The sequence below is a fragment of the Ideonella alba genome, from assembly GCF_018069845.1.
GTDB lineage: Bacteria > Pseudomonadota > Gammaproteobacteria > Burkholderiales > Burkholderiaceae_C > Ideonella > Ideonella alba.
Map to the genome: position 1 here is coordinate 1 of NZ_JAGQDD010000002.1, position 21,381 is coordinate 21,381.

A 21,381-nucleotide genomic window follows, 5' to 3' on the forward strand; every position below is an offset into this window, starting at 1 on the left:
CCGGGGCTGGCAGCATCACATTCCGACCTGATCAGGGCATCAGCACGCCGTTCGGTGTGTTGTGCAGACCTTCCTTAATCGTCACACCACCGTCACGGAGTGGCTGCACAATGATCTCCATTGCGACAAACCCAACCGACCGCAGCAATGGGCGGAACGCCGGAACCCGTCACCGGTGTCGCAACACCCAGCCAGGGCTGAAGCCCCGGCGCGAGAGGCCACCGCAAGGTGGCCTTTTGTCCTTCCAGGGCCCCGGGCATGTCCCTACGTGGTTTCCACGGCGCTGGGCCGATCGCCTTGGCGATGATCCGGCCATGGAACACACCACCGCCTTCAACCGCCGCCACGCGCTGGCGCTGGCCGCTGCCGGCCTCCTTCCTGCCCTGTCACGGGCCCAGGCCAGCTGGCCGTCCAAGGCCGTGCGCTTCGTCGTGCCCTTTGCCCCTGGCGGCAGCTCCGAGATCGTGGCCCGTGCCAGCGCGCAGGAGCTGAGCCGGCTGCTGGGCCAGAGCGTCTTCGTCGACAACAAACCTGGTGGCGCCGGCAACGTGGCGATGGCCGAAGTGGCGCGCGCCGACGACCAGCACACCGTGATCCTGGGTCACATCGGCACGCTGGCGGTGAACCCCTTCATCTTCGACAAGCTGCCCTACGATCCGCTGAAGGACTTCAAGCCGGTCAGCCTGCTGGCCAAGGTGCCCAGCCTGTACCTGGTGCACCCCGACCTGCCGGTGAAGAACCTCAAGGAATTCATCGCGCTGGCCAGGAAGCAGCCGGGCCGGCTGAACTACGGCTCGGCCGGCAACGGCAGCGCCGGCCACCTGGCGATGGAATACCTGAAGATGGCCACCGAGACCTTCATCCTGCATGTGCCCTACCGAGGCACCGGCCCGCAGCTGACCGATCTGCTGGCCGGGCGGCTCGATGCCGCCTCGGTGGGTGCACCGGCGGTGATGCAGTTCATCAAGACCGGCAAGCTGCGCTGCATTGCCACCGGCACCACCCAGCGCCTGCCTCAGCTGCCCGATGTGCCCACCGTGGCCGAGCAGGGCTGGCCGGGCTTCGAGATGACCCAGTGGTACGGCATGCTGGCGCCCTCGTCGATGCCGCAGGCCGCGGTGGACAAGCTGGCCGCCGCCTGTGGCAAGGCGATGCGCGAGCCCGCCGCGCTGGAGCACCTGGCCAAGGACGCCGCGATCGCGGTGGGCGGCACGCCGGCCGAGTTCGCGGCCTTCATCGCCACCGAGCGCAAGCGCTGGCAGCCGGTGATCGCGCGGGCGAAGATCAAGCCCGACTGATCACGGCCTTCACTGGTCGTCGAACAGCGCCCGGTCCCAGGCCTTCACCGGCAGGCGCTGCTCGCCCAGGCCACTGATGCCCAGGCGCATCTCGTCGCCAGGCTGCAGGAAGCGCGGCAGCGGCTTCATGCCCATGCCCACGCCCGGCGGCGTGCCGGTGGCGATCAGGTCGCCCGGGTGCAGCGTGCAGTAGCGGCTGATGGTGCTGATCAAGGCGGCCACACCGAACACCATGGTGCGGGTGTTGCCGGTCTGCATGCGCTGGCCGTTGACGTCCAGCCACAGGTCCAGCGCCTGCGGGTCAGGCACCTCGTCGGCGGTCACCAGCCAGGGGCCGACCGGGCCGAAGGTGTCGCAGCCCTTGCCCTTGTCCCAGGTGCCGCCGCGCTCCAGCTGGAAGCTGCGCTCGGACACATCGTTGACCACGCAGTAGCCGGCCACATGGGCCAGCGCCTCCTCGGGCTCGATGCAGCGGGCAGTGCGGCCGATCACCACGCCCAGCTCCACCTCCCAGTCGCCCTTGGTGGCGCCCTGGGGCAGCACCACGGTGTCCTGGGCGCCCACCAGGCTGCTGAGCTGCTTGGTGAACAGGATCGGCTCGGTCGGCAGCGCCATGCCGGCTTCGGCGGCATGGTCGGCGTAGTTCAGGCCGACGCACAGGAACTTGCGGCAGCCGCGCCAGGGCAGGCCGGGGCGCAGGCCTTCGGGCAGCAGCGGCAGCGCGGCCGGATCGACGGCCCGCAGCGCGGCCAGGCCTTCGGGCGACAGGGTGCGCGGGGTGATGTCGCGCAGCAGGCCGCTCAGGTCACGGGCGTGACCCTGGGCGTCCAGCAGGGCCGGGCGTTCCTGGCCGCGGGGGCCGAGGCGAAGCAGTTTCATGGGCGCGGGTCGTTCAATGGCACGAAAGCCGATGGTACGCGGCCGCAGGATTTGAGCCAGATCGCATACCTCGTGCGGTAGAACCGCTGGCGGGGAGTGGGCTTGATCTGGCGCAACACACGGGGGTGAATGCTCGCTGACATTCGACCGCAACCCAGTGACTGCAATGCCGCGAGAGCCGCATGGACCAGCCTACCCTCAGCCCCCCCAGCCCCCCGACCGAACGCGCACCGCTGACGCGGCTGCGCGCCTCGAGCCGCGTGGCTGCCGCCCCCGCGCCGCTTGGCCCGGGCATGTCGATGCTGCCTGATGCCCGCCAGTGGGGGCAGTTGTTTGGCGGTGCCGCCTTGGGCCACGCCGAGGCCTCCGCGCTGAACGAGGCCACCCGGCCGCGCCGGGTACCGGCCGGTCTGCTGGTCTTTGCCCAGGGCGAGCGGCCCCGCGGCCTGCTGCTGGTCGTCGATGGCGATGTGGCCCTGGGCCTGCGCGGCAGCGACATGGCCTTCCGCACCGAGCGCCACCTGCACGGCCCCGCCTGGCTGGACCTGAGCGCCGGCTGGCTGGGCGAGCCCCACGCGATCGACGGCCGGGCGATGACCAGCGCCACGATCGCCGAGCTCTCGCGCGAGGCCATGGGCAGCGTGCTGGAACGCTTCCCGGTGCTGGCGCGCCGTCTGGTGACCACACTCGCGCGCGAGGTGCGCGCGCTGGCGGTCAACACCCATGACCTGATGCACAAGGATGCGCCAGCGCGCCTGGCGGCCTGGCTGAACGAGCGCTGCCAGCCCGATCCGGTGCACCCGGAGCGCGCGCTGATCCAGCTGCCCATGCGCAAGCGCGACATCGCCTCGCAGCTGGCGATCACCCCTGAGACGCTGTCACGCCTGATGCGCAGCTTCACCAGCCAGGGTGTGCTGCAGGTGGCCGGCTACACCGTCCATGTGCTGGATCCGGCCGCGCTGGCGGCCATCGCCCGCTCGCACTGAAAGACTCTCAGCCTCTGAGCGGCGGGCCCGGGCGGCTCAGGTCAGCAGCAGCTTCACCGCCACCGCGCCCAGCACCACTGCGATCGCGTAGCGGATGAAGGCCAGCGGTGCGCGGGTGCTGATCACCGAGCCGATCAGCACGCCCGGCACCGAACCGATCAGCAGGTTCAGCAGCAGCGTCCAGTTGACGTTGCCCAGCGCCAGATGGCCCAGGCCGGCGATCAGCGCCAGCGGGATGGCGTGGGCCAGGTCGGTGCCCACCAGCTTGGCGGCGTTCAGGCGCAACGGGTACAGGTAGACCAGCATCACCGTGCCCAGCGCGCCGGCGCCGATCGAGGTCAGCGTGACCATCACCCCCAGCACCACGCCACCCAGCACGGTCAGCACCGGCTGCAGGTGCTTGAACTGGTCGGCATTGCCCACGCGCAGCTTGCGGCCCAGGCCGTGCAGCCAATCCTTGGTCAGCATGCCCAGCGCGGTGATGATCAGCATCGTGGCCACCATGCTGATGATGAAGCCGTCCTTGATGCGCGAGGCCTCGGAGAAATGCATCCAGGCCAGCGTCAGCGCCGCCGCCGGCAGGCTGCCCAGCGCCAGCCGGCGCACCACCTGCCAGTCCACCGTGCCATGGCCGTGGTGCACGCCCACGCCGAACATCTTGGTGATCGACGCGTAGAGCAGGTCGGTGCCTACCGCCGTGGTGGGCGCGATGCCGAACAGCATCACCAGGATCGGTGTCATCAGCGAGCCGCCGCCCACCCCGGTGACGCCCACCATCGTGCCGACCAGCAGGCCGGCCAGTGCGGGCATGGATTCCAATTGCATGGGCAGGGGCTCCGATATGAGAAAAGCGATGAACGGTCTGGATTCTTCCATCGCGTTTTCGGCAGCGAACCCCCTAAAACAATTTCTGACTAAACTTATTCGCGGAACAAATAAGCAGTTCAGCCGGGTGCGTGCGGCCAGGCGGCCAGCAACTGCGCCACCACCGCCACCGCGATCACGCCCGGCTCCTTGCCGCTGATGCCGGGCCAGCCGATCGGGCAGTGCATGGCGGCGATGCGCTCGGCCGGGATGCCGCGCTCGGCCAGGCGGTGCTCGAAGCGGGCGCGCTTGGTGGCCGAGCCGATCAGGCCGAACCAGCCGACATCGTCGCGCCGCAGGATGGCCTGGGTCAGCGCCAGGTCCAGGTCGTGGCTGTGGGTCAGCACCAGGTAGGCGCTGCCGGGTGGGGCCAGCGCCACTTCGGCCTCGACCGGCTCGACGCAGACCCGCTGGATGTGCGGCGGCAGTGGCCCGGACGGGAATTCACTCTCGCGCTCGTCGATCCACTGCACCCGGCAGGGGATCTGCGCCAGCAGCGCGATGATCGCCCGCCCGACATGTCCGGCCCCGTAGAGCTGCAGGTGAAAGCGCGGCGCGTCCAGCGGCCAGTCGGCCAGCGTGGCCGCGTCCAGCGGCCGGAAATGCAGGGTCATCGCGCCACCGCAGCACTGGCCCAGCGACGGACCCAGGGCCACCGGCCAGTCCCAGGCCGACGGGGCGCCGGCGGCCAGCCGCTCGCGCGCCTGGGCGATGGCCTGCCACTCCAGGTGACCGCCGCCGATCGTGCCGGCCACCTCGTCCAGGGCCACCAGCATGCGGGTGCCGCGCTCGCGCGGCACCGAGCCGCGCGTCTGCCCCACCACCACCACCACCGCGGGCCTGCCGCGGCCCAGCCAATCGGCAGCGAGTGCGGCATCGGCCACCGGCAGGGCGGCAGGGGCAGGGTGGGGCGCGGTCATTGCCGCGATTGTCTCAGTCGCGCACCGCGTCAATGGCCCGCAGCAGCGCCTCGGGCGTGGCGGGGGCCAGCAGCGGCGGCTGGCAGCCGGGCGCACCGGCCGCGGCCACCGCATCGCGCAGGGCCAGCCAGACCGAGAAGGCCAGCAGCAGCGGCGGCTCGCCCACCGCCTTGCTGCGGTGGATGCTGTCGGCGACGTTGGCGTTCTCGAACAGCCGGGTGTGCAGCGCATCGGGCACGTCGTTGGCGGTCGGGATCTTGTAGGTCGACGGCGCGTGGGTCAGCAGCGCACCGGTCTGCGGGTGCCAGACCAGCTCCTCGCTGGTCAGCCAGCCCATGCCCTGGACGAAGGCACCCTCGATCTGGCCGATGTCCAGCGCCGGGTTCAGCGAGCGGCCAGCGTCATGCAGCAGGTCGGCGCACAGCAGCCGCCACTCGCCGGTCAGCGTGTCCAGCAACACCTCGGACACCGCGGCGCCATAGGCGAAGTAGTAGAAGGGCTTGCCGGACAGCGTGGCGCGGTCCCAGTGCAGGCCGGGCGTGGCGTAGAAGCCTTCGCTCCACAGCTGCACGCGGGCCACGTAGGCGCGCTGCACCAGGGCGTTGAACTCGACGCTGCGGCCATCGGGCGCGCGCAATTGGCCATCGGCGAAGACGATGTCCGACGCCGCCATCTGCCACTCGTCGGCCTGCAGCGCGGCCAGCCGCTCACGGATGCGTCGCGCCGCGTCCCGCGCGGCCTGCCCGTTCAGGTCAGCGCCGGTCGAGGCCGCCGTGGCCGAGGTGTTGGCCACCTTGCTGGTGTCGGTGGCGCTGCAGCGCACGCGGCCGATCGGCAGGCCCAGCTCATGCGCCACCACCTGCGCCACCTTGGTGTTCAGGCCCTGGCCCATCTCGGTGCCGCCATGGTTGACCAGCACCGAGCCGTCCAGGTAGACATGCACCAGCGCGCCGGCCTGGTTGTAGTGGTTGACGTTGAACGAGATGCCGAACTTCACCGGCGACAGCGCCAGGCCCTTCTTCAGCACCGGGCTGGCGGCGTTGAACAGCGCCACCTCGGCGCGGCGCCTGACGTAGTCGGCGCTGTCGCTGAGCTGGTCCACCAGCGGCGCGATCACGTTGTCCTCGACCACCTGGCCATAAGGCGTGAGGTTGCGCTCGGAGGTGCCATACCAGTTGGCCTGGTGCACCGCCAGCAGATCCAGCGCGCGGTGGCGCGCGATGTGGTCCAGGATGAGCTCGGTGATCAGCGCGCCCTGCGGGCCGCCGAAGCCGCGAAAGGCGGTGTTGCTCTGGCGGTTCGTGCGCGGCAGGTAACCGTGCAGCGCCACATTGGGCAGCCAGCAGGCGTTGTCGATGTGGCACAGCGCGCGCGTCATCACCGGCGGCGACAGGTCGGCCGAGTGGCCGGCGTCGCCCAGCAGCGTGACCTCCAGCGCCAGCACGCGGCCGGCGTCGTCAAAGCCCACCGCCCAGTCGAACTCGAAGCCATGCCGGCGGCCGGTGATCAGGAAGTCATCGTCGCGGTCCACCCGCAGCTTGACGGGTCGCTGCAGCCGCCGCGCCGCCAGCGCGGCCACGCAGGCGAACAGCGCCGACTGCGACTCCTTGCCACCGAAGCCGCCGCCCATGCGCCGGCAGCTGACCTGCACCGCGTGGCTGGGCAGCTGCAGCGCATGGCCGATCAGCGCCTGCATCTCGCTGGGGTGCTGGGTGGAGCAGTGCACCAGCAGGCCACCGTCGTCCTGCGGCAGCGCGAAGCTGATCTGGCCCTCCAGGTAGAACTGCTCCTGGCCGCCCAGCGTCCAGCGGCCGCTCAAGCGGTGAGGCGCCTCGGCCATCGCGGCGTCGACACCGCCGGGGTGCGTGGCGCGGCTGAGGTGCATCGGCGGCACCACCCAGTCGGCGGCCGCATGGGCGGCGCGCAGGTCCAGCTGCGCCGGCAGCGGCTCGATCTGCAGCACCGCCTTGGCCTGCGCGGCGGCGCGGCGCGCGGCATCGCGGCTCTCGGCCACCACCGCGAAGACCGGCTGGCCCAGGTAGCGCAGCGTGCCGTCAGCGAGGATCGGGTCGTCGTGGACGATCGGCCCGCAGTCGTTCGGGCCGGGGATGTCGGCGGCGGTGTAGACCGCCACCACACCCGGCAGCGCCTGCAGCCGCGCCAGGTCGATGCCCAGCAGCCGGCCGTGCGCCACCGGTGACAGCCCCAGCGCGGCGTGCAACGTGCCGACCGGTTCGGGGATGTCGTCGCAGTAGGCGGCACGGCCGCTGACATGGCCGCGCGCCGATTCATGGGGCAGCGGCAGACCGACGACGCCGGTGTGCAGGGACGGCTTCATGCGCAGCCCTCCCACACGCGCAGCGCGCTGGCCGGCAGCGGTGCGTCGGCCCGCGTGTCCAGCCACAGGCGGTGCAGCAGGGCACGCGCCACGCGCTGGCGGTAGGGCGCACTGGCACGCAGGTCGGTGAGCGGGGTGAAGTCGGTGTCCAGTGCGGCCTGGGCCGCCTGCAGCGTGGCCTCGGTCCAGGGGTGGCCGGTCAGCGCGGCCTCGGCGCCGGTGGCGCGTCGCACCGTGGCCGCCATGCCGCCGAAGGCCAGCCGCGCCTGGTGCACCACACCCTGCTCCACGCGCAGCACCAGCCCGGCACTGACGCCGGAGATGTCGCAGTCGAAGCGCTTGCTCTGCTTCCAGGCGCGCACCACCCACGCGGGGTCGGCGGTGGTCAGCGGCACCTCCACCGCCTCGATGAACTCGCCGGGCTGCAGCGCGTTCTTCATGTAGTCGAGGTAGAAATCCTCCAGGGCCAGGTGGCGCGTGGCCTCACCCTGGCGCAGACGCAGCCGTGCGCCCAGCGCCATCAGCACCGGCGGCGCATCGCCGATCGGCGAGCCGTTGGCCAGGTTGCCCACCAGGGTGCCGGCATGGCGCACCGGCGGTGCGGCAAAGCGGCGGTGCATCTCGGACAGCGTGGGCCAGCGCGCCACCAGCGCGCGCCAGCCGTCTTCCAGCGTCACCGCGGCGCCAATGCGCAGCGCGCCATCGGCCTCGTCGATGCGGCGCAGCTCGGCCACATCGCCCAGCCAGATCAGCTCGCCCAGCTCACGCATCTGCTTGGTGACCCACAGGCCCACGTCGGTGGCGCCGGCCAGCAGCCGCGCCTGGGGCCGGGCTGCGCGCAAGGCCGCCAATTCGGCCAGGCTGCGTGGCGCGTGCCAGCGGCCGGGCAGGCTCAGTGCCGGGGCGGCCTGCAGCCCGCGCAGCTGCTCGGCCAGGCCGTCCAGCGGCAGCCCGCGCGACAGGTCCTGGCCCATGCGCTGGCCGGCGTCCAGGATCGGCCGGTAGCCGGTGCAGCGGCACAGGTTGCCGGCGATCGCATCGGCCAGCTCGCTCCGGCTGGGAGGGGGCCCGCCGGCGCGCTGGCGCTCGTGCTCGGCGGCCAGGCTCATCGCGAAGCCCGGGGTGCAGAACCCGCACTGGTGGCCGTGGCAGTCGACCAGGGCCTGCTGGGCGGGGTGCAGCGGTGCATCGGGCGATGGGCCGGCCAGGTCCTCCACCGTCAGCAGCGCCTTGCCGTCCAGGCTGGGCAGAAAGCGGATGCAGGCATTGACCGGGCGGATCGCCAGGCCGGCGCTGCGCACCGCGGCGGTGTCGCCCAGCACCGTTTCGGCGAGTTCGGCCAGTTCAGCCACCAACACGGTGCAGGCACCGCAGTCGCCCTCGGCGCAGCCTTCCTTGGTGCCGCAGGCGCGAGCGTCCTCGCGCAGCCACTGCAGCACGCTGCGCGTGGGGGGCGCGTCGTTCACCTCCACGGTGCGGCCACGGAAGACGAAGCGCACCGGGCGGGTGGCGGCCTCGGGAGAAACCTGGGGGTGGGCGTCCATGGCGTGAACTTACCTGCGGCAGGCCGATGTTGGCATACGATATGCGACATGCAGGGAATATGCCCACGCGTATGACGAAGCCGTCCGATGCCGCCAACATCGACCTCCATCTCGTGAAGGTCCTGCACACCGTGATCACTGAACGCAGCGTTTCCCGTGCCGCGATGCGCCTGGGCAGCAGCCAGCCCCAGGTCAGCGCGCAGCTGCGCCGCCTGCGTGCGCTGACCGGTGATGCGCTGCTGGTGCGCGCCGGTGGCGGCATGGTGCCCACCGAGGCCGCGCAGGCCATGCTGGCGCCCGCCGAGAGCCTGCTGCGCGAGGCCGAAGCGCTGTTCGGCGGCGCCCGCGTGCAGCGCCGCTTCGAGCCGCAGCGCGCCGAGATGACGCTGCGCATCGCCGCCAGCGACTACCTCGACCCGCAGTTCCTGCCCGGCGTGGCTGCCGAACTGCGCCGGGCGGCGCCGGGCCTGACGCTGGAGATCCATCCGCTGTCGGCCGAGTTCGACTACCGCCGCAAGCTGGCCTCGGGCGAGGTGGACCTGGTGATCGGCAACTGGCTGCGCCCGCCCGATGAGTTGCACCTGGGCCGCCTGCTCAGCGACGAGGTGGTCTGCCTGGTGGCCGCCGACCACCCGGCGGTGAAGAACCCGCGCAGCTGGACCGAGGAGCGTTACCTGGACGCCGAGCACATCGCCCCGATGCCGCTGCATCCCGGCGCGCTGGGCGTGATCGACGAGCACCTGGCGGCCCGTGGCCTGAAGCGGCGCATCGCGGTGCGCTGCGCCCACTTCGGTCTGGCACCGCGCATGGTGGCCGACAGCCGCCTGGTGCTGACCACCGGTCGCCAGTTCTGCCAGCGCTACCTGGGCGCCCTGCCGCTGCGCATCGTGCGCTGCCCGGCCGGCTTTCCGCCGATGGCCTACTACCAGCTGTGGCACGACCGCGCCCATGCGGCGCCGGCCCAGCGCTGGCTGCGTGAGCAGGTGCGCGACGTGGCGCGTGCGCTGGCGGGGAGTGCCACATGAGCCTGCATGTGGGGCACGACCAGAAGCTGGCGCTGTTCGGCGACCTGCTCGATTTCACTGAAGCGCCGCCGCTGGCCGATCCCGGCGCCGAGCCCCGCTGGCGCCCGGCGCACTGGCTGCTGATCGAGGCCGGCCGCATCGTCGGCGTGCAGCGCCACGAGCCCGATGCCAGCTGGCCCAAGGAGCGCCACCCCGGCCGGCTGATCCTGCCCGGCTTCATCGACACCCATGTGCACAGCGCGCAGATCGATGTGCTGGGGGCCTGGGGCACCGAGCTGCTCGACTGGCTGGAGCGCCACACCTTCCCGGCCGAGGCGCGCATGGACGACCCGGAGCATGCGCGCTTCATCTCGGCGCTGTTCCTGGATGGCCTGCTGGCCACCGGCACCACCTCGGCGATGGTCTTTCCCACGGTGCACCGCGATTCGGTGGATGCACTGTTCGAGGCCGGCAGTGCGCGCGGCATGCGCCTGATCGCCGGCAAGGTGCTGATGGACCGCCACGCGCCCGAATTCCTGCGCGACGACGTGGCCCAGGCCGAGCAGGACTGCGTGGAGCTGATCGCCCGCTGGCACGGACATGGCCGCCTGGCCTACGCGGTGACGCCGCGCTTCGCACCCACCTCCACCGATGCCCAGCTGGCCATGGCCGGCGCGCTGATGGCCGCCCACCCGGGCCTGTATATGCAGACCCATGTGGCCGAGAACCGCGACGAGGTGCGCTGGGTCGGCGAGCTGTTCCCCTGGTCGCGCAGCTACCTGGACGTGTACGAGCATTTCCGCCTGCTGGGCCCGCGCAGCATGCTGGCCCACGGCATCTGGCTGGATGCCGACGACCGTGCCTGCCTGGCGGCCACCGGCGCCATGATTTCGCACTGCCCCAGCTCCAACCTGTTCCTGGGCAGCGGACTGTTCGACTGGCCGGCGGCGCGCGCCGGCGGCGCGGCGGTGACGATGGGCTGCGATGTGGGCGGCGGCACCAGCCTGTCGATGCTGCGCACGCTGGCCGATGGCTACCAGGTGCAAGCCCTGGCCGGCCGGCGCATCACCGCCTGGGCGCTGCTGCATGCGGCCACCCGTGGCGCCGCCGAGGCCCTGGGTCTGGCCCATGAAATCGGCTCGCTTGAGCCCGGTACACTGGCCGACGTGGTCGTCTGGGACACCGCCCGTTCGCCTGTCGAGCGCCGCCGCCAGTCGGTGGCCCGCGACTTGCATGATGCGATCTTTGCCTGGCTGACCCTGGCTGGCGACGACCACGTGGTGAGCACCCGCGTGGCCGGCGTCGAGCGGTACCGGCGGCCGGCCGACCACGACGAGAAGCCCACCGCATGACCTTCCTCCCCGCACGCCTCGAACTGCGCGGCATCACCAAGCAGTACCCCGCGGTCCGGGCCAACGACAGCGTGGCGCTGAGCGTGGCCCCCGGCCAGATCCATGCGGTGCTGGGCGAGAACGGTGCCGGCAAGTCCACACTGATGAAGATCATCTACGGCGCGGTCAAGCCCGACGCCGGCGAGATCCTCTGGAACGGCCAGCCGGTGCAGGTGGCCAGCCCGGCGGCGGCGCGGCAGCTGGGCATCAGCATGGTCTACCAGCACTTCTCGCTGTTCGACACCCTCACCGCCGCCGAGAACGTCTGGCTGGGCCTGGACAAGGCGATGAGCCTGGACGAGGTGACGGCCCGCATCCGCGAGGTCGCCGCCGGCTACGGCCTGGAGGTCGACCCGCTGCGCCCGGTGCACACCCTCAGCGTGGGCGAGCGCCAGCGCGTCGAGATCGTGCGCGCGCTGCTCACCAAGCCGCAGCTGCTGATCCTGGACGAGCCCACCTCGGTGCTCACCCCGCAGGCGGTGGAGAAGCTCTTCGTCACGCTGCGCCAGCTCAGCAGCGAGGGCTGCTCCATCCTCTACATCAGCCACAAGCTCGACGAGATCCGCAGCCTGTGCCACCACTGCACCGTGCTGCGCGGTGGCAAGGTGACGGGTGAGGTCGACCCCAGCCAGGAGACCAACGCCGGTCTGTCGCGCCTGATGATCGGCGCCGAGCCGCCGGCGTTGCACGCGCGCGCCGCCACGCAAGGCGCCACGGTGCTGCAGGTCCGGGGCCTGTCGCTGCCCACCACCGACCCCTTCGGCATGGCGCTCAAGGACATCGCGCTGGACGTGCGCGCCGGCGAGATCCTGGGCATCGCCGGGGTCTCGGGCAATGGCCAGCAGGAGCTGATGGCTGCGCTCTCGGGCGAGGACCCGCGGGCGCCGGCCGGCTCGGTCACGCTGTTCGGCCACGACATCGCCACCGCCTCGCCGCGCAAGCGGCGCCACCTGGGCCTGCACTTCGTGCCCGAGGAGCGCCTGGGCCGCGGCGCGGTGCCCACGCTGTCATTGGCCGCCAACACGCTGCTCACCCGCACCGAGGCCGTGGGCCGCGGCGGCTGGCTTGATCTGTCGGCCACGCGTGCGCTGGCGGCCAGCCTGATCGATCGCTTCAAGGTCAAGGCGGGCGGGCCGGATGCCGCGGCCAGGTCGCTGTCGGGCGGCAACCTGCAGAAGTTCATCGTCGGCCGCGAGATTGACGCGAATCCGAAGCTGCTGATCGTCGCCCAGCCCACCTGGGGCGTGGACGTGGGCGCGGCCGCACAGATCCGCGGCGAGCTGCTGAAGCTGCGCGACGCCGGTTGTGCACTGCTGGTGGTCAGCGAGGAACTGGACGAGCTGTTCGAGCTGAGCGACCGCCTGCAGGTGATCGCGCAAGGGCGGCTGTCGCCATCGGTGCCGGTCAAGGAGGCCACGGTGGAGATGATCGGCGAGTGGATGTCGGGCCTGTGGAACGCCGCCCCGGCCGCGCAGGGGGTGGCCGCATGATCCGCCTGATTCCGCGCCCGCAGCCCTCGAAGGCCATGTCCTTCGCCTCGCCGCTGATCGCGCTGGCGATCACCGTGCTGGTGGGTGTCGTGCTGTTCAGCGTGCTGGGCAAGGACCCGCTGAGGGCGCTGCAGGTCTTCTTCATCGAGCCGGTGAAGAACGGCTATGCGCTGTCCGAGCTGAGCGTCAAGGCGGTGCCGCTGGTGCTGATCGCGCTGGGCCTGTCGGTGTGCTACCGCTCGAATGTCTGGAACATCGGTGCCGAGGGGCAGTTCGTGCTGGGCGCGATCTTCGCCAGCGGCGTGGCCATGCAGGCCGGGCCCGACACCTCACGCTGGGTGGTGGTGCCGGTGCTGGCCGCCGGCGTGCTGGGCGGCATGGTGTGGAGCGGCATCGTCGCGCTGCTGCGCGACCGCTTCAACGCCAGCGAGATCCTGGTCAGCCTGATGATGGTCTATGTGGCCGACATGCTGCTGGCCTGGCTGGTCTACGGCCCCTGGAAGGACCCGGCCGGCTACAACTTCCCGCAGACCATCACCTTCGCCGCGGCGACCAAGATTCCGCGCCTGGTCGATGGCTGGCGCATGAACGTGGGCGTCTTCATCGCGCTGGCCGCGGTGCTGGGCCTGTGGGCCTTCCTGTTCCGCACCTACCGCGGCTTCTCGCTGCAGGTGGGCGGTCTGGCGCCCGATGCGGCGCGCTACGCCGGCTTCTCGTCGCGGCGCGCGCTGTGGATCGCGCTGCTGATCAGCGGCGGTCTGGCCGGTCTGGCCGGCGGCCTGGAAGCGGCCGGTCCGCTGGGGCAACTCACCCCATACGTGCCGGCCGGCTACGGCTTTGCCGCGATCATCGTCGCCTATGTGGGGCGGCTGCATCCGGTGGGGGCGGTGTTCTCGGCGGTGCTGATGAGCATGTTCTACATCGGCGGCGAGCTGGCGCAGTCGCGCCTGGGCCTGCCCAAGGCGCTGACCGGCGTGTTCCAGGGCCTGCTGCTGTTCGCGCTGCTGGCCTGCGACACGCTGATCCACTACAAGCCACAGTTCGGACGGAGGGGCCCGTGATGGAACAGTTCGCGCTGCTGCTGGGCGCCACCTTCAATGCCGGCACCGTGCTGGCGATCGCCGGCCTGGGCCTGCTGATCAATGAGCGTGCCGGCATCATCAACCTGGGCGCCGAGGGCATGATGCTGGTGGCGGCGATCGCCGGCTTTGCCACGGCGGCGCACACCGGCTCCGACCTGGCGGCCTTTGCCGCGGGCGCGGGCGTGGGGGCCGTGATGGCCGCCATCTTCGGCGTGCTGGTGATCTGGCTGAACACCAACCAGTACGCCACCGGGCTGGCGCTGAGCCTGTTCGGCACCGGCTTCTCGGCCTTCGTGGGCACCGCCTACACGCAGGCGCGCCTGAGCGACCGCGCCAAGTTCGACATCCCGCTGCTGGCCGACCTTCCGCTGATCGGGCCGGCGCTGTTCCGCCATCATCCGCTGGTCTATGGGGCGGTGCTGCTGGCGCTGGGCCTGGCCTGGTTCCTGTACCGCTCGCGGCCGGGCCTGGTGCTGCGCGCGGTGGGCGAGTCGCCCGAGTCGGCGCATGCGCTGGGCTACCCGGTGCGGCGCATCCGGCTGGCGGCGGTGATGACCGGTGGCGCGCTGTGCGGTCTGGCCGGCGCCTACCTGTCGGTAATCTACACGCCGCTGTGGGTGGAGGGCATGGTGGCCGGCAAGGGCTGGATCGCGCTGGCCCTGACCACCTTCGCCACCTGGCGCCCGGCGCGGGTGCTGCTGGGCGCCTACCTGTTCGGCGGCGTCACCATGCTGCAGTTCCACCTGCAGGGCGAGGGCGTGCAGATCGCCAGCCAGTGGCTCACCATGCTGCCGTATGTGGCCACCATCGTCGTGCTGGTGCTGATCTCGCGCAATCCGACCTGGATTCGTGTGAACATGCCGGCTTCGCTGGGCAAACCCTTCTTCCCGGGCGGCTGAGCCGCCCACGACCCCCGCTTTCATCCCCCCACGCACGGAGAACCCATGACCCTGCACACCAAGCGTTCGATGCTTCGCCTGTCCGGACTGGCCACGGTGGCCGCCGCTGCCGCCCTGGTCGGTTGCGGCAAGAAGGAAGAGGCCGCGCCGGCCGCTGCGTCGGCGCCGGCCTCGGCCGCCGCCCCTGCCAAGGCCGAGCCGCTGAAGGTGGCCTTCGCCTACGTCGGCCCGGTGGGCGACGGCGGCTGGACCTTCGCCCACGACAACGCCCGCAAGGCGCTGGAGAAGGAACTGGGCGACAAGATCGTCACCAGCTTCGTCGAGAAGGTGCCCGAGGCCGCCGACGCCGAGCGCGTCTTCCGCGACATGATCGGCCAGGGCAACACGCTGATCTTCGGCACCACCTTCGGCTACATGGAGCCGATGCTCAAGGTGGCCGCCGACAGCCCGAACGTCAAGTTCGAGCACGCCACCGGCTACAAGACCGCGCCCAACCTGCGCACCTATGACAGCCGCACCTACGAGGGCGCCTACATGGCGGGCGTGGTGGCGGGTGCCATGACCAAGTCGAACACGCTGGGCGTGGTCGGCTCGATCCCCATCCCCGAGGTGATCCGCAACATCAACAGCTTCACCATGGGCGCGCAGAGCGTGAACCCCAAGGTCAAGACCAAGGTGGTCTGGGTCAACGAGTGGTTCAACCCGCCCAAGGAAACCGAGGCCGCCACCGCGCTGATCAACGGCGGCGCCGACGTGCTGATGCAGAACACCGACTCGCCGGCCGTGCTCAAGACCGCGCAGGAAAAGGGCAAGCGCGCCTTCGGCTGGGACTCCGACATGACCGCCTACGGCCCCAAGGCCCACCTGGGCTCGGCCGTGATCAACTGGGGTCCGTACTACATCAAGGCCACCAAGGACGCGCTCGAAGGCAAGTGGGCCACCGGCCAGAGCTGGTGGGGCGTCAAGGAAGGCGCGATCGATTTCGTCTCGATCGCCGAGGACGTGCCGGCCGACGTGAAGGCCAAGGTCGACGCCGTCAAGGCCGGCCTGAAGGACGGCAGCTTCGCGATCTGGAAGGGCCCGATCGTCGACAACACCGGCAAGGAAGTCCTGGCCAAGGACGCCGTGGCCGATGACGCCTTCCTGGGCGGCATCAAGTTCTACGTCAAGGGCGTGGAAGGCACGGTGCCGGGCGCCAAGTAAGCACCCTCGGCCGCCAAGGGCGGCCGACTTTCGAGGGTGAGCCGCCCGCGGCGGCGCCCACCCCCACCGCAGGGCCGGTCGCCTCAGCGTCCGGCCCTGTGTCTTTGTCGGCGTCGTGGTGCCGACGCTGTGGGCAGGCCCGGGTGAGGCCGGTGGTGGCGTGGCGCGGCCCGCGCACCACCGGGGTGCGGTGGGTTGCCTCCCCGACCCGCTGCGCTGTCACCGCCGCAGTTAGGGGTGGATCCTGGTGCACCGAGGCGTCAGGATGCCCGGTCACGGCGCTGCGACGGGGCCGGCCTGAGGGGGGATGACACATGACCACGACACTGCTGGCGAGTTGCCTGCGGGTGCTGGGCCTGGCCGTGCTGCTGGTGGCCAGCGCTGGTGCCACCCCCCGGCCGCCGAACATCGTGTTCATCCTGACCGATGACATGGACGTCGAGTTGCTGCAGCACCTGCCGCGCCTGCAGTCGCTGATGGTGCAGCAGGGCATGTCGTTCAACCAGCACTTCGTCAGCCTGTCGGCCTGCTGCCCCTCCCGCTCGGCCACGCTGCGCGGACAGTTCGCGCACAACACCGGCATGTACGCCAACAAGGGCGCCAACGGCGGCTTCGACAAGTTCTTCGGCGACGGGCTGGAGCAGCAGACCCTGGCCACCTCACTGCAGGCCGCCGGCTATGTCACGGCGCTGATGGGCAAGTACCTCAACGGCTACCCGAGCCGCCATCCGGGCAACCGGTACATCCCGCCAGGGTGGTCCGAGTGGGCAGTGCCCAACCACGGCTCGCCGGCCCGGCAGTACAACTACGCGCTGAACGTCAACGGGCAGACGGTCCGCTATGACGCCTTGCCGTCCGACTACCTGGTGGACGTGCTGACCCGCCGGGCCACCCGGTTCATCCGGCAGACCACGGCGGAGCGTCCGGACGCGCCCTTCTTCCTTTACGTCTCGCCGCTGACGCCGCACTTCCCCTCGGTGCCGCCCAGGCGCTACCGCAACCTGTTTCCTGAGGCCAGGGCGCCCCGGCCGCCGTCCTTCAACGAGGCCGATGTCAGCGACAAGCCCGGCTGGCTGGCGCGCCGGGACCTGCTGCCCCGTGCGCAGGTGAACCTGATCGACGCGCTGTACCGCAAGCGCCTGCGCAGCATGATGGCGGTGGAGGACATGGTCGAGCAGGTGATGCAGACCCTCAAGGATCTGGCGATCGACGGCCGCACCTATGTCTTCTTCACCTCGGACAACGGCTACCACCTGGGCCAGCACCGACTGCCCGCCGGCAAGGGCACCGAGTTCGACGAGGACCTGAGGGTGCCCTTGCTGGTCACCGGCCCCGGCGTGCGCGCAGGTTCACAGGTGACGCAACTCACCGCCAACGTCGACTACGCGGCGACGATGGCTGAACTCGCAGGCATCGCACCGTTGCCGTTCAACGATGGCCGCTCGCTGGTCCCCCTGCTCAAGCGCCAGCCGACCGGGCCCTGGCGCGACGCATTGCTGCTGGAGCACGCCGCAGAACGAGGCGCGCCCCGCCAGACCCGGCCCTGGCTGGAGCCGCTGGACCCTGGCGACATTCCGGCACCGGCGCCGATGGTCGAGTGGCGATCGCCCTACATCGGGCTGCGTCTGGCGGACAACCGGACCTACATCGAGTACGAGAGCGGCGAGCGCGAGTACTACGACATGAACACCGACCCCCACCAGTTGACCAACGGCTACGCGCGGCTGCCGGCGGCCGAGAAGGCCCGGCTGTCGGCCTGGGCCCGGCGGCTGGCCGCGGCGGCCGGCCAGACCCTGCGCGACGCCGAGGTGGCGCCCCCGATCAGCCCCTGACCTGCCCCTGATCAGCCCGGCCCGCGCAGCCATGCCGCGGGCCGGCCTGCCTCAAAGCAGGCGCAGAGTGTGCCGGGTCTGTTCAGCCGCCGAACAGGCGCTTGAGCCAGCCCAGCAGGCCCCCGCCGCCGCTGGCGGCGGGGGCGGCAGCCACTGGTGCCGGGGCCGGGCGGACCGGCGCGGGCGCTGCTCGGGCGGCCACGGCGGGTGCCGCGGCACGGGCCGGGGCGGCTGTCGGCGCCGCGGGCTGCGACGCGCGGGCCGCCTGCGCGGCTTGCCACTGGGCGTAGTGGCGCTTGAGCACGGCGTCGGTGGGCGGCAGGCCCAGCAGGCGGTTGCGCTCGGTGATGGCATGGCGGCGCAGCACGGCGTCGGTGGGCAGGTCGTCAGATGCGGACATCAACTCGTCTCCTCGGTCGCCGGTCGGTGCCGGCTTCATGCTCACCGCGCGGCGCGCGGCCCCGTGCATCTTGCAAGTTGCAGGCCCACCGCCAACAGGGTTTTCACCACTGACCGTAGAACACGCCCGCCTTCTTGTGGTTGTCGGTGCCGCGCTCGATCTGTTCCAGGCTGACCGTGGTGCGTCGCTTGCGCGCGGCCAGCCAGGCCAGGAGCTGCCCTCGGAAGGCCTGGCGCACGCCCTCGGTCGCGGCGGATCGGCCCAGGTCGACGAACTGGTCCGGGTCGGCCTGCAGGTCGTAGAGCTGCTCGGGCGCGCTCTGCCAGTAGACATAGCGCCAGCGGGCGTTGCGCAGGCTCCAGGCCTGGCATTGGTCTGGCGCCAGGCCCAGGCGGCGGCGCGCGGCCTTGTAGGCAAAGTCCAGTTCGCTGACTGTGGTGTCGCGCCAGGACGGCAGCGTCTGGCCGCGCGTGAGCGGCAGCAGGCTGCGGCCTTCGATGCGGTGCTGGGGGATGGCCATGCCCAGCGCATCCAGGATGGTGGGCACCACATCGATGCCCTCGACGAAGCGATCATCGGTGCTGCCGCGCGTGGCGTCGGCCGCGGCACTGGGGTCGACGACGATGAAGGGCACGCGCTGCACGGTGTCGTAGAACAGCTCCTTCTCGCCCAGCCAGTGGTCGCCCAGGAAGTCGCCGTGGTCGGCGCAGAAGACGATCAGCGTGTCCTTGAAGTGGCCCTGCTGCTCCAACGCGTTGAAGAGGCGACCCAGGTGGTGGTCGAGCTGCTCGATCAGGCCCTGGTAGGCCGGACGCACGGTGCGGATGCAGTCGTCCCGGCTGAAGCTCTGGCTCTCCTCGCTCTGGCGGTAGGCGGTCAGCACCGGGTGGGCGTCGATCTTCTCGGCCTCGTTGCGCACCACCGGCAGGCACTGCTCGGGCGTGTAGCGGGCGTGGTAGGGGGCGGGTGCCATGTAGGGCCAGTGCGGCTTCACATAGCTCAGGTGCAGCACCCAGGGTTCGTCGCCCATGCGCCGGATGTAGGCCAGCGCCTGGTCGGTCATGTAGGCGGTTTCGGAATGCTCTTCGCGCACGCGGGCCGGCAGGTGCACATGGCGCATGTGCCAGCCGCTGACCACCTGGCCGTCGGCGTCGACGCCGCTGATGACGTAGTCGCTCCAGGGGTCGGCGCTGTCGTAGCCGTGCGCGCGCAGGAAGGCCGGGTAGCCGCTCTCGGCGCCGGGGGCGTGGTGGCCGTCGTAGCGGTCGATCTCCTCGAAGCCGCCGCGCGTCAGCAGCGTGTGCAGCTCGGAGCCGCCTTCAAGCTGCAGCCGCGCCAGGCCCTCGTGGTCGACCATCACATGGGTCTTGCCGGCCAGCGCCAGGTGCAGGCCCTGGCCGCGCAGGTACTCGCCCAGCGTGACCTCGCCCACCGACAGCGGCACGCGGTTCCAGGTGGCGCCGTGGCTGCTGGGCGTGCGGCCGGTGTAGTAGCTCATGCGGCTGGGGCCGCAGACACCGCTGTTGACATAGGCCTGGGTGAAGCGCACGCCGCGGCGCGCCAGCGCGTCCAGGTTGGGCGTGCGCAGATAGGGGTGGCCGGCGCAGGCCAGGTGGTCCCAGCGCAGCTGGTCGGCCATGATGAACAGCACGTTCATCGCTGTCCCCTCAATCGGCCGGCTTGTAGCCCGAGGCGCGGATCGGCGGGCCCCAGCGCTCGTAGTCGGCCTTCATGATGGCAGCCAGTTGCGCCGGGCCATGGCCGGTGGGCTCCAGGCCCATCTCGACCAGGCGCTTGTGCACGGCCGGGTCGTTGACGGCGGCCGCGGCGGCCTTGGCCAGCCGGTCGATCGCCGCCGCTGGCGTGCCGGCCGGGGCGAACAGCGCATACCAGGGCTGGGCCACCAGGTCGTAGCCCAGCTGCTTGAAGGTGGGCACCTCGGGGAAGGCCGGGTCGCGCTGCTCGCCGGCCACCGCCAGCAGGCGCGCCTTGCCGGCGGCCACCAGCGGCTTGATGTCGGCCACCACGGTGGAGGCGGCATTCACCTCGCCCGCCGCCAGCGCCTGCATCGCCGGTGCCGTGCCCTTGTAGGGCACATGGGTCATGGTGATGCCGGCCGAGCGCGCGAACATCACGCCGAAGAAGTGCGGGATGCTGCCGGCCGCGGCCGACGCGTAGAAGCCGTTCTTGTCGGGGTCGGCCCTGACCCAGGCCACATAGTCGGCCAGCGTCTTCACCGGCGCCGCCGACTGCACCGCCAGACCGACCTGGAAGTTGCTCAGGTGGGCCACCGGCACGAAGTCCTTGAACGGGTCGTAGCGCAGCTGGCCGGCATACGAGTGGGGGAAGATCGACATCGTCGCCACCGGCGTCATCAGCAGCGTCAGGCCATCGGGCGCCGCGGCCTTGACCGCCTCATTGGCGATGCGGCCGCCGGCCCCGGCCTTGTTGTCCACCACCACCGTCTGCTTGAGCGTGCGCTGCATGTGCTCGGCGACGATGCGGGTCAGCGAATCGCTGGTGGCGCCGGGCGGGTAGCCCACGATCAGCTTGATCGTGCCCTCCTGGGCGCCGGCTGGCAGCGCGCAGGCCAGCGCGGCGGCGGCCAGCCAGGTGCGGCGGGTGAAACGGTGGCTCATGGTGTCTCCTCGTGTGCGCGGTGGCGTTGGTCGCTAATCTAGGCGCGGCCGGATCAATTGTTGAAATCAACCATCACCGGGATTCACCCTGAGCCTGCGCGAGCCCACCACCCTGGACGACCTGCTGAACTACCGCCTGCTGCGCCTGTTCGCGCTGGGCGGTGCGCCGGTGGTGCGCCTGCTGGAGGGCCGCTATGGCATTGCCCGGCGCGAATGGCGGCTGCTGGCGCTGCTGGCGGCGCGCGGGCCGATGTCGCCCTCGGCGCTGGCCGAGGCCGCGCAGCTCGACCGCCCGCGCACCTCGCGCGCCGCCGGCGTGCTGGCGGCCAAGGGCCTGGTTCAGCGCCAGGCGCAATCCGGCGATGCGCGCCGCGCGGTGCTGACGCTGACCGAGTCCGGGCACCAGCTGCACGACGATCTTTTCCCGCAGATCGCCGCCATCAACGCCCGCCTGGTGGCGGTGCTCGATGATGCCCAGCTGGCCGTGCTGGACCAGGCGCTGGCGCAGCTGACCGCGCACGCGCGCCAGCTCAACACCGAGCTGGCGCAGGACGTGCGCGCCGACCGCCGCGCCGGTGGCAGCCGTCGCATCCGACCCTGAGCGCTATGCTC

The 21,381-nt window shown here is 71.1% G+C and carries 18 protein-coding genes; 10 read left to right on the plus strand and 8 right to left on the minus strand.

Annotated elements, in window-relative coordinates:
* The first annotated feature begins 314 nt into the window (after positions 1-314).
* On the plus strand, positions 315-1,298 hold the full coding sequence (locus tag KAK03_RS03630) for a Bug family tripartite tricarboxylate transporter substrate binding protein (RefSeq protein WP_210851828.1): 984 nt from the start codon (positions 315-317) through the stop codon (positions 1,296-1,298).
* 9 nt (positions 1,299-1,307) lie between these two features.
* Here KAK03_RS03630 and KAK03_RS03635 read toward each other — a convergent pair whose 3' ends face one another.
* Positions 1,308-2,177, minus strand: coding sequence for a fumarylacetoacetate hydrolase family protein (locus KAK03_RS03635; RefSeq protein ID WP_210851829.1), 870 nt, complete (start codon positions 2,175-2,177; stop codon positions 1,308-1,310).
* A 293-nt stretch (positions 2,178-2,470) separates the two neighbouring features.
* Here KAK03_RS03635 and KAK03_RS03640 point away from each other — a divergent pair, with 293 nt between their 5' ends.
* Complete coding sequence (locus KAK03_RS03640) at positions 2,471-3,163, plus strand: Crp/Fnr family transcriptional regulator (protein ID WP_210851830.1); 693 nt, start codon at positions 2,471-2,473, stop codon at positions 3,161-3,163.
* A gap of 36 nt (positions 3,164-3,199) precedes the next feature.
* Here KAK03_RS03640 and KAK03_RS03645 read toward each other — a convergent pair whose 3' ends face one another.
* The 4 genes from KAK03_RS03645 to xdhA form a co-directional block, all read right to left on the minus strand.
* Positions 3,200-3,988: a sulfite exporter TauE/SafE family protein gene (locus KAK03_RS03645; RefSeq protein WP_247660924.1), complete on the minus strand. Its 789-nt coding sequence runs from the start codon at positions 3,986-3,988 to the stop codon at positions 3,200-3,202.
* Positions 3,989-4,107: 119 nt separating this feature from the next.
* Complete coding sequence (gene xdhC, locus KAK03_RS03650) at positions 4,108-4,947, minus strand: xanthine dehydrogenase accessory protein XdhC (RefSeq protein WP_210851831.1); 840 nt, start codon at positions 4,945-4,947, stop codon at positions 4,108-4,110.
* A 13-nt stretch (positions 4,948-4,960) separates the two neighbouring features.
* Positions 4,961-7,285: a xanthine dehydrogenase molybdopterin binding subunit gene (xdhB, locus tag KAK03_RS03655; protein ID WP_210851832.1), complete on the minus strand. Its 2,325-nt coding sequence runs from the start codon at positions 7,283-7,285 to the stop codon at positions 4,961-4,963.
* A complete protein-coding gene (gene xdhA, locus KAK03_RS03660) occupies positions 7,282-8,829 on the minus strand; it encodes a xanthine dehydrogenase small subunit (RefSeq protein WP_210851833.1) in 1,548 nt (515 codons plus the stop codon). Before xdhA ends, xdhB begins: the two co-directional genes overlap by 4 nt.
* Before the next feature lie 71 nt (positions 8,830-8,900).
* Between xdhA and KAK03_RS03665 the strand changes: the two genes are divergently transcribed.
* The 7 genes from KAK03_RS03665 (at position 8,901) to KAK03_RS03695 (ending at position 17,730) form a co-directional block, all read left to right on the plus strand.
* Positions 8,901-9,854 carry a LysR family transcriptional regulator gene (locus KAK03_RS03665; RefSeq protein WP_210851834.1) on the plus strand — a complete coding sequence of 318 codons (954 nt, stop codon included), beginning with the start codon at positions 8,901-8,903 and terminating at the stop codon, positions 9,852-9,854.
* Positions 9,851-11,185, plus strand: coding sequence for a guanine deaminase (gene guaD / locus KAK03_RS03670; protein WP_210851835.1), 1,335 nt, complete (start codon positions 9,851-9,853; stop codon positions 11,183-11,185). Before KAK03_RS03665 ends, guaD begins: the two co-directional genes overlap by 4 nt.
* Positions 11,182-12,714, plus strand: a complete 1,533-nt coding sequence (locus tag KAK03_RS03675) for an ABC transporter ATP-binding protein (RefSeq protein WP_210851836.1) — start codon at positions 11,182-11,184, stop codon at positions 12,712-12,714. Before guaD ends, KAK03_RS03675 begins: the two co-directional genes overlap by 4 nt.
* Positions 12,711-13,775: an ABC transporter permease gene (locus tag KAK03_RS03680; protein WP_210851837.1), complete on the plus strand. Its 1,065-nt coding sequence runs from the start codon at positions 12,711-12,713 to the stop codon at positions 13,773-13,775. Before KAK03_RS03675 ends, KAK03_RS03680 begins: the two co-directional genes overlap by 4 nt.
* Positions 13,775-14,695, plus strand: a complete 921-nt coding sequence (locus tag KAK03_RS03685; protein ID WP_210851838.1) for an ABC transporter permease — start codon at positions 13,775-13,777, stop codon at positions 14,693-14,695. Before KAK03_RS03680 ends, KAK03_RS03685 begins: the two co-directional genes overlap by 1 nt.
* A 45-nt stretch (positions 14,696-14,740) precedes the next feature.
* Positions 14,741-15,898, plus strand: a complete 1,158-nt coding sequence (locus tag KAK03_RS03690; protein WP_210851839.1) for a BMP family ABC transporter substrate-binding protein — start codon at positions 14,741-14,743, stop codon at positions 15,896-15,898.
* Between the two features lie 314 nt (positions 15,899-16,212).
* Positions 16,213-17,730, plus strand: a complete 1,518-nt coding sequence (locus tag KAK03_RS03695; protein WP_210851840.1) for a sulfatase family protein — start codon at positions 16,213-16,215, stop codon at positions 17,728-17,730.
* A gap of 82 nt (positions 17,731-17,812) precedes the next feature.
* Here the strand turns inward: KAK03_RS03695 and KAK03_RS03700 are convergent, their stop codons facing one another.
* From KAK03_RS03700 to KAK03_RS03710, 3 genes are all read right to left on the minus strand, one after another.
* A complete protein-coding gene (locus KAK03_RS03700) occupies positions 17,813-18,130 on the minus strand; it encodes a hypothetical protein (RefSeq protein WP_210852285.1) in 318 nt (105 codons plus the stop codon).
* A 103-nt stretch (positions 18,131-18,233) separates the two neighbouring features.
* Positions 18,234-19,787: a sulfatase-like hydrolase/transferase gene (locus KAK03_RS03705; protein WP_210851841.1), complete on the minus strand. Its 1,554-nt coding sequence runs from the start codon at positions 19,785-19,787 to the stop codon at positions 18,234-18,236.
* A 10-nt stretch (positions 19,788-19,797) separates the two neighbouring features.
* Positions 19,798-20,769, minus strand: a complete 972-nt coding sequence (locus tag KAK03_RS03710) for a tripartite tricarboxylate transporter substrate-binding protein (RefSeq protein WP_210851842.1) — start codon at positions 20,767-20,769, stop codon at positions 19,798-19,800.
* Positions 20,770-20,938: 169 nt separating this feature from the next.
* On the opposite strand from KAK03_RS03710, the gene KAK03_RS03715 reads away from it, so the two are divergent.
* Positions 20,939-21,370, plus strand: a complete 432-nt coding sequence (locus KAK03_RS03715; protein ID WP_310738459.1) for a MarR family winged helix-turn-helix transcriptional regulator — start codon at positions 20,939-20,941, stop codon at positions 21,368-21,370.
* The last annotated feature ends 11 nt before the right edge of the window (positions 21,371-21,381 follow it).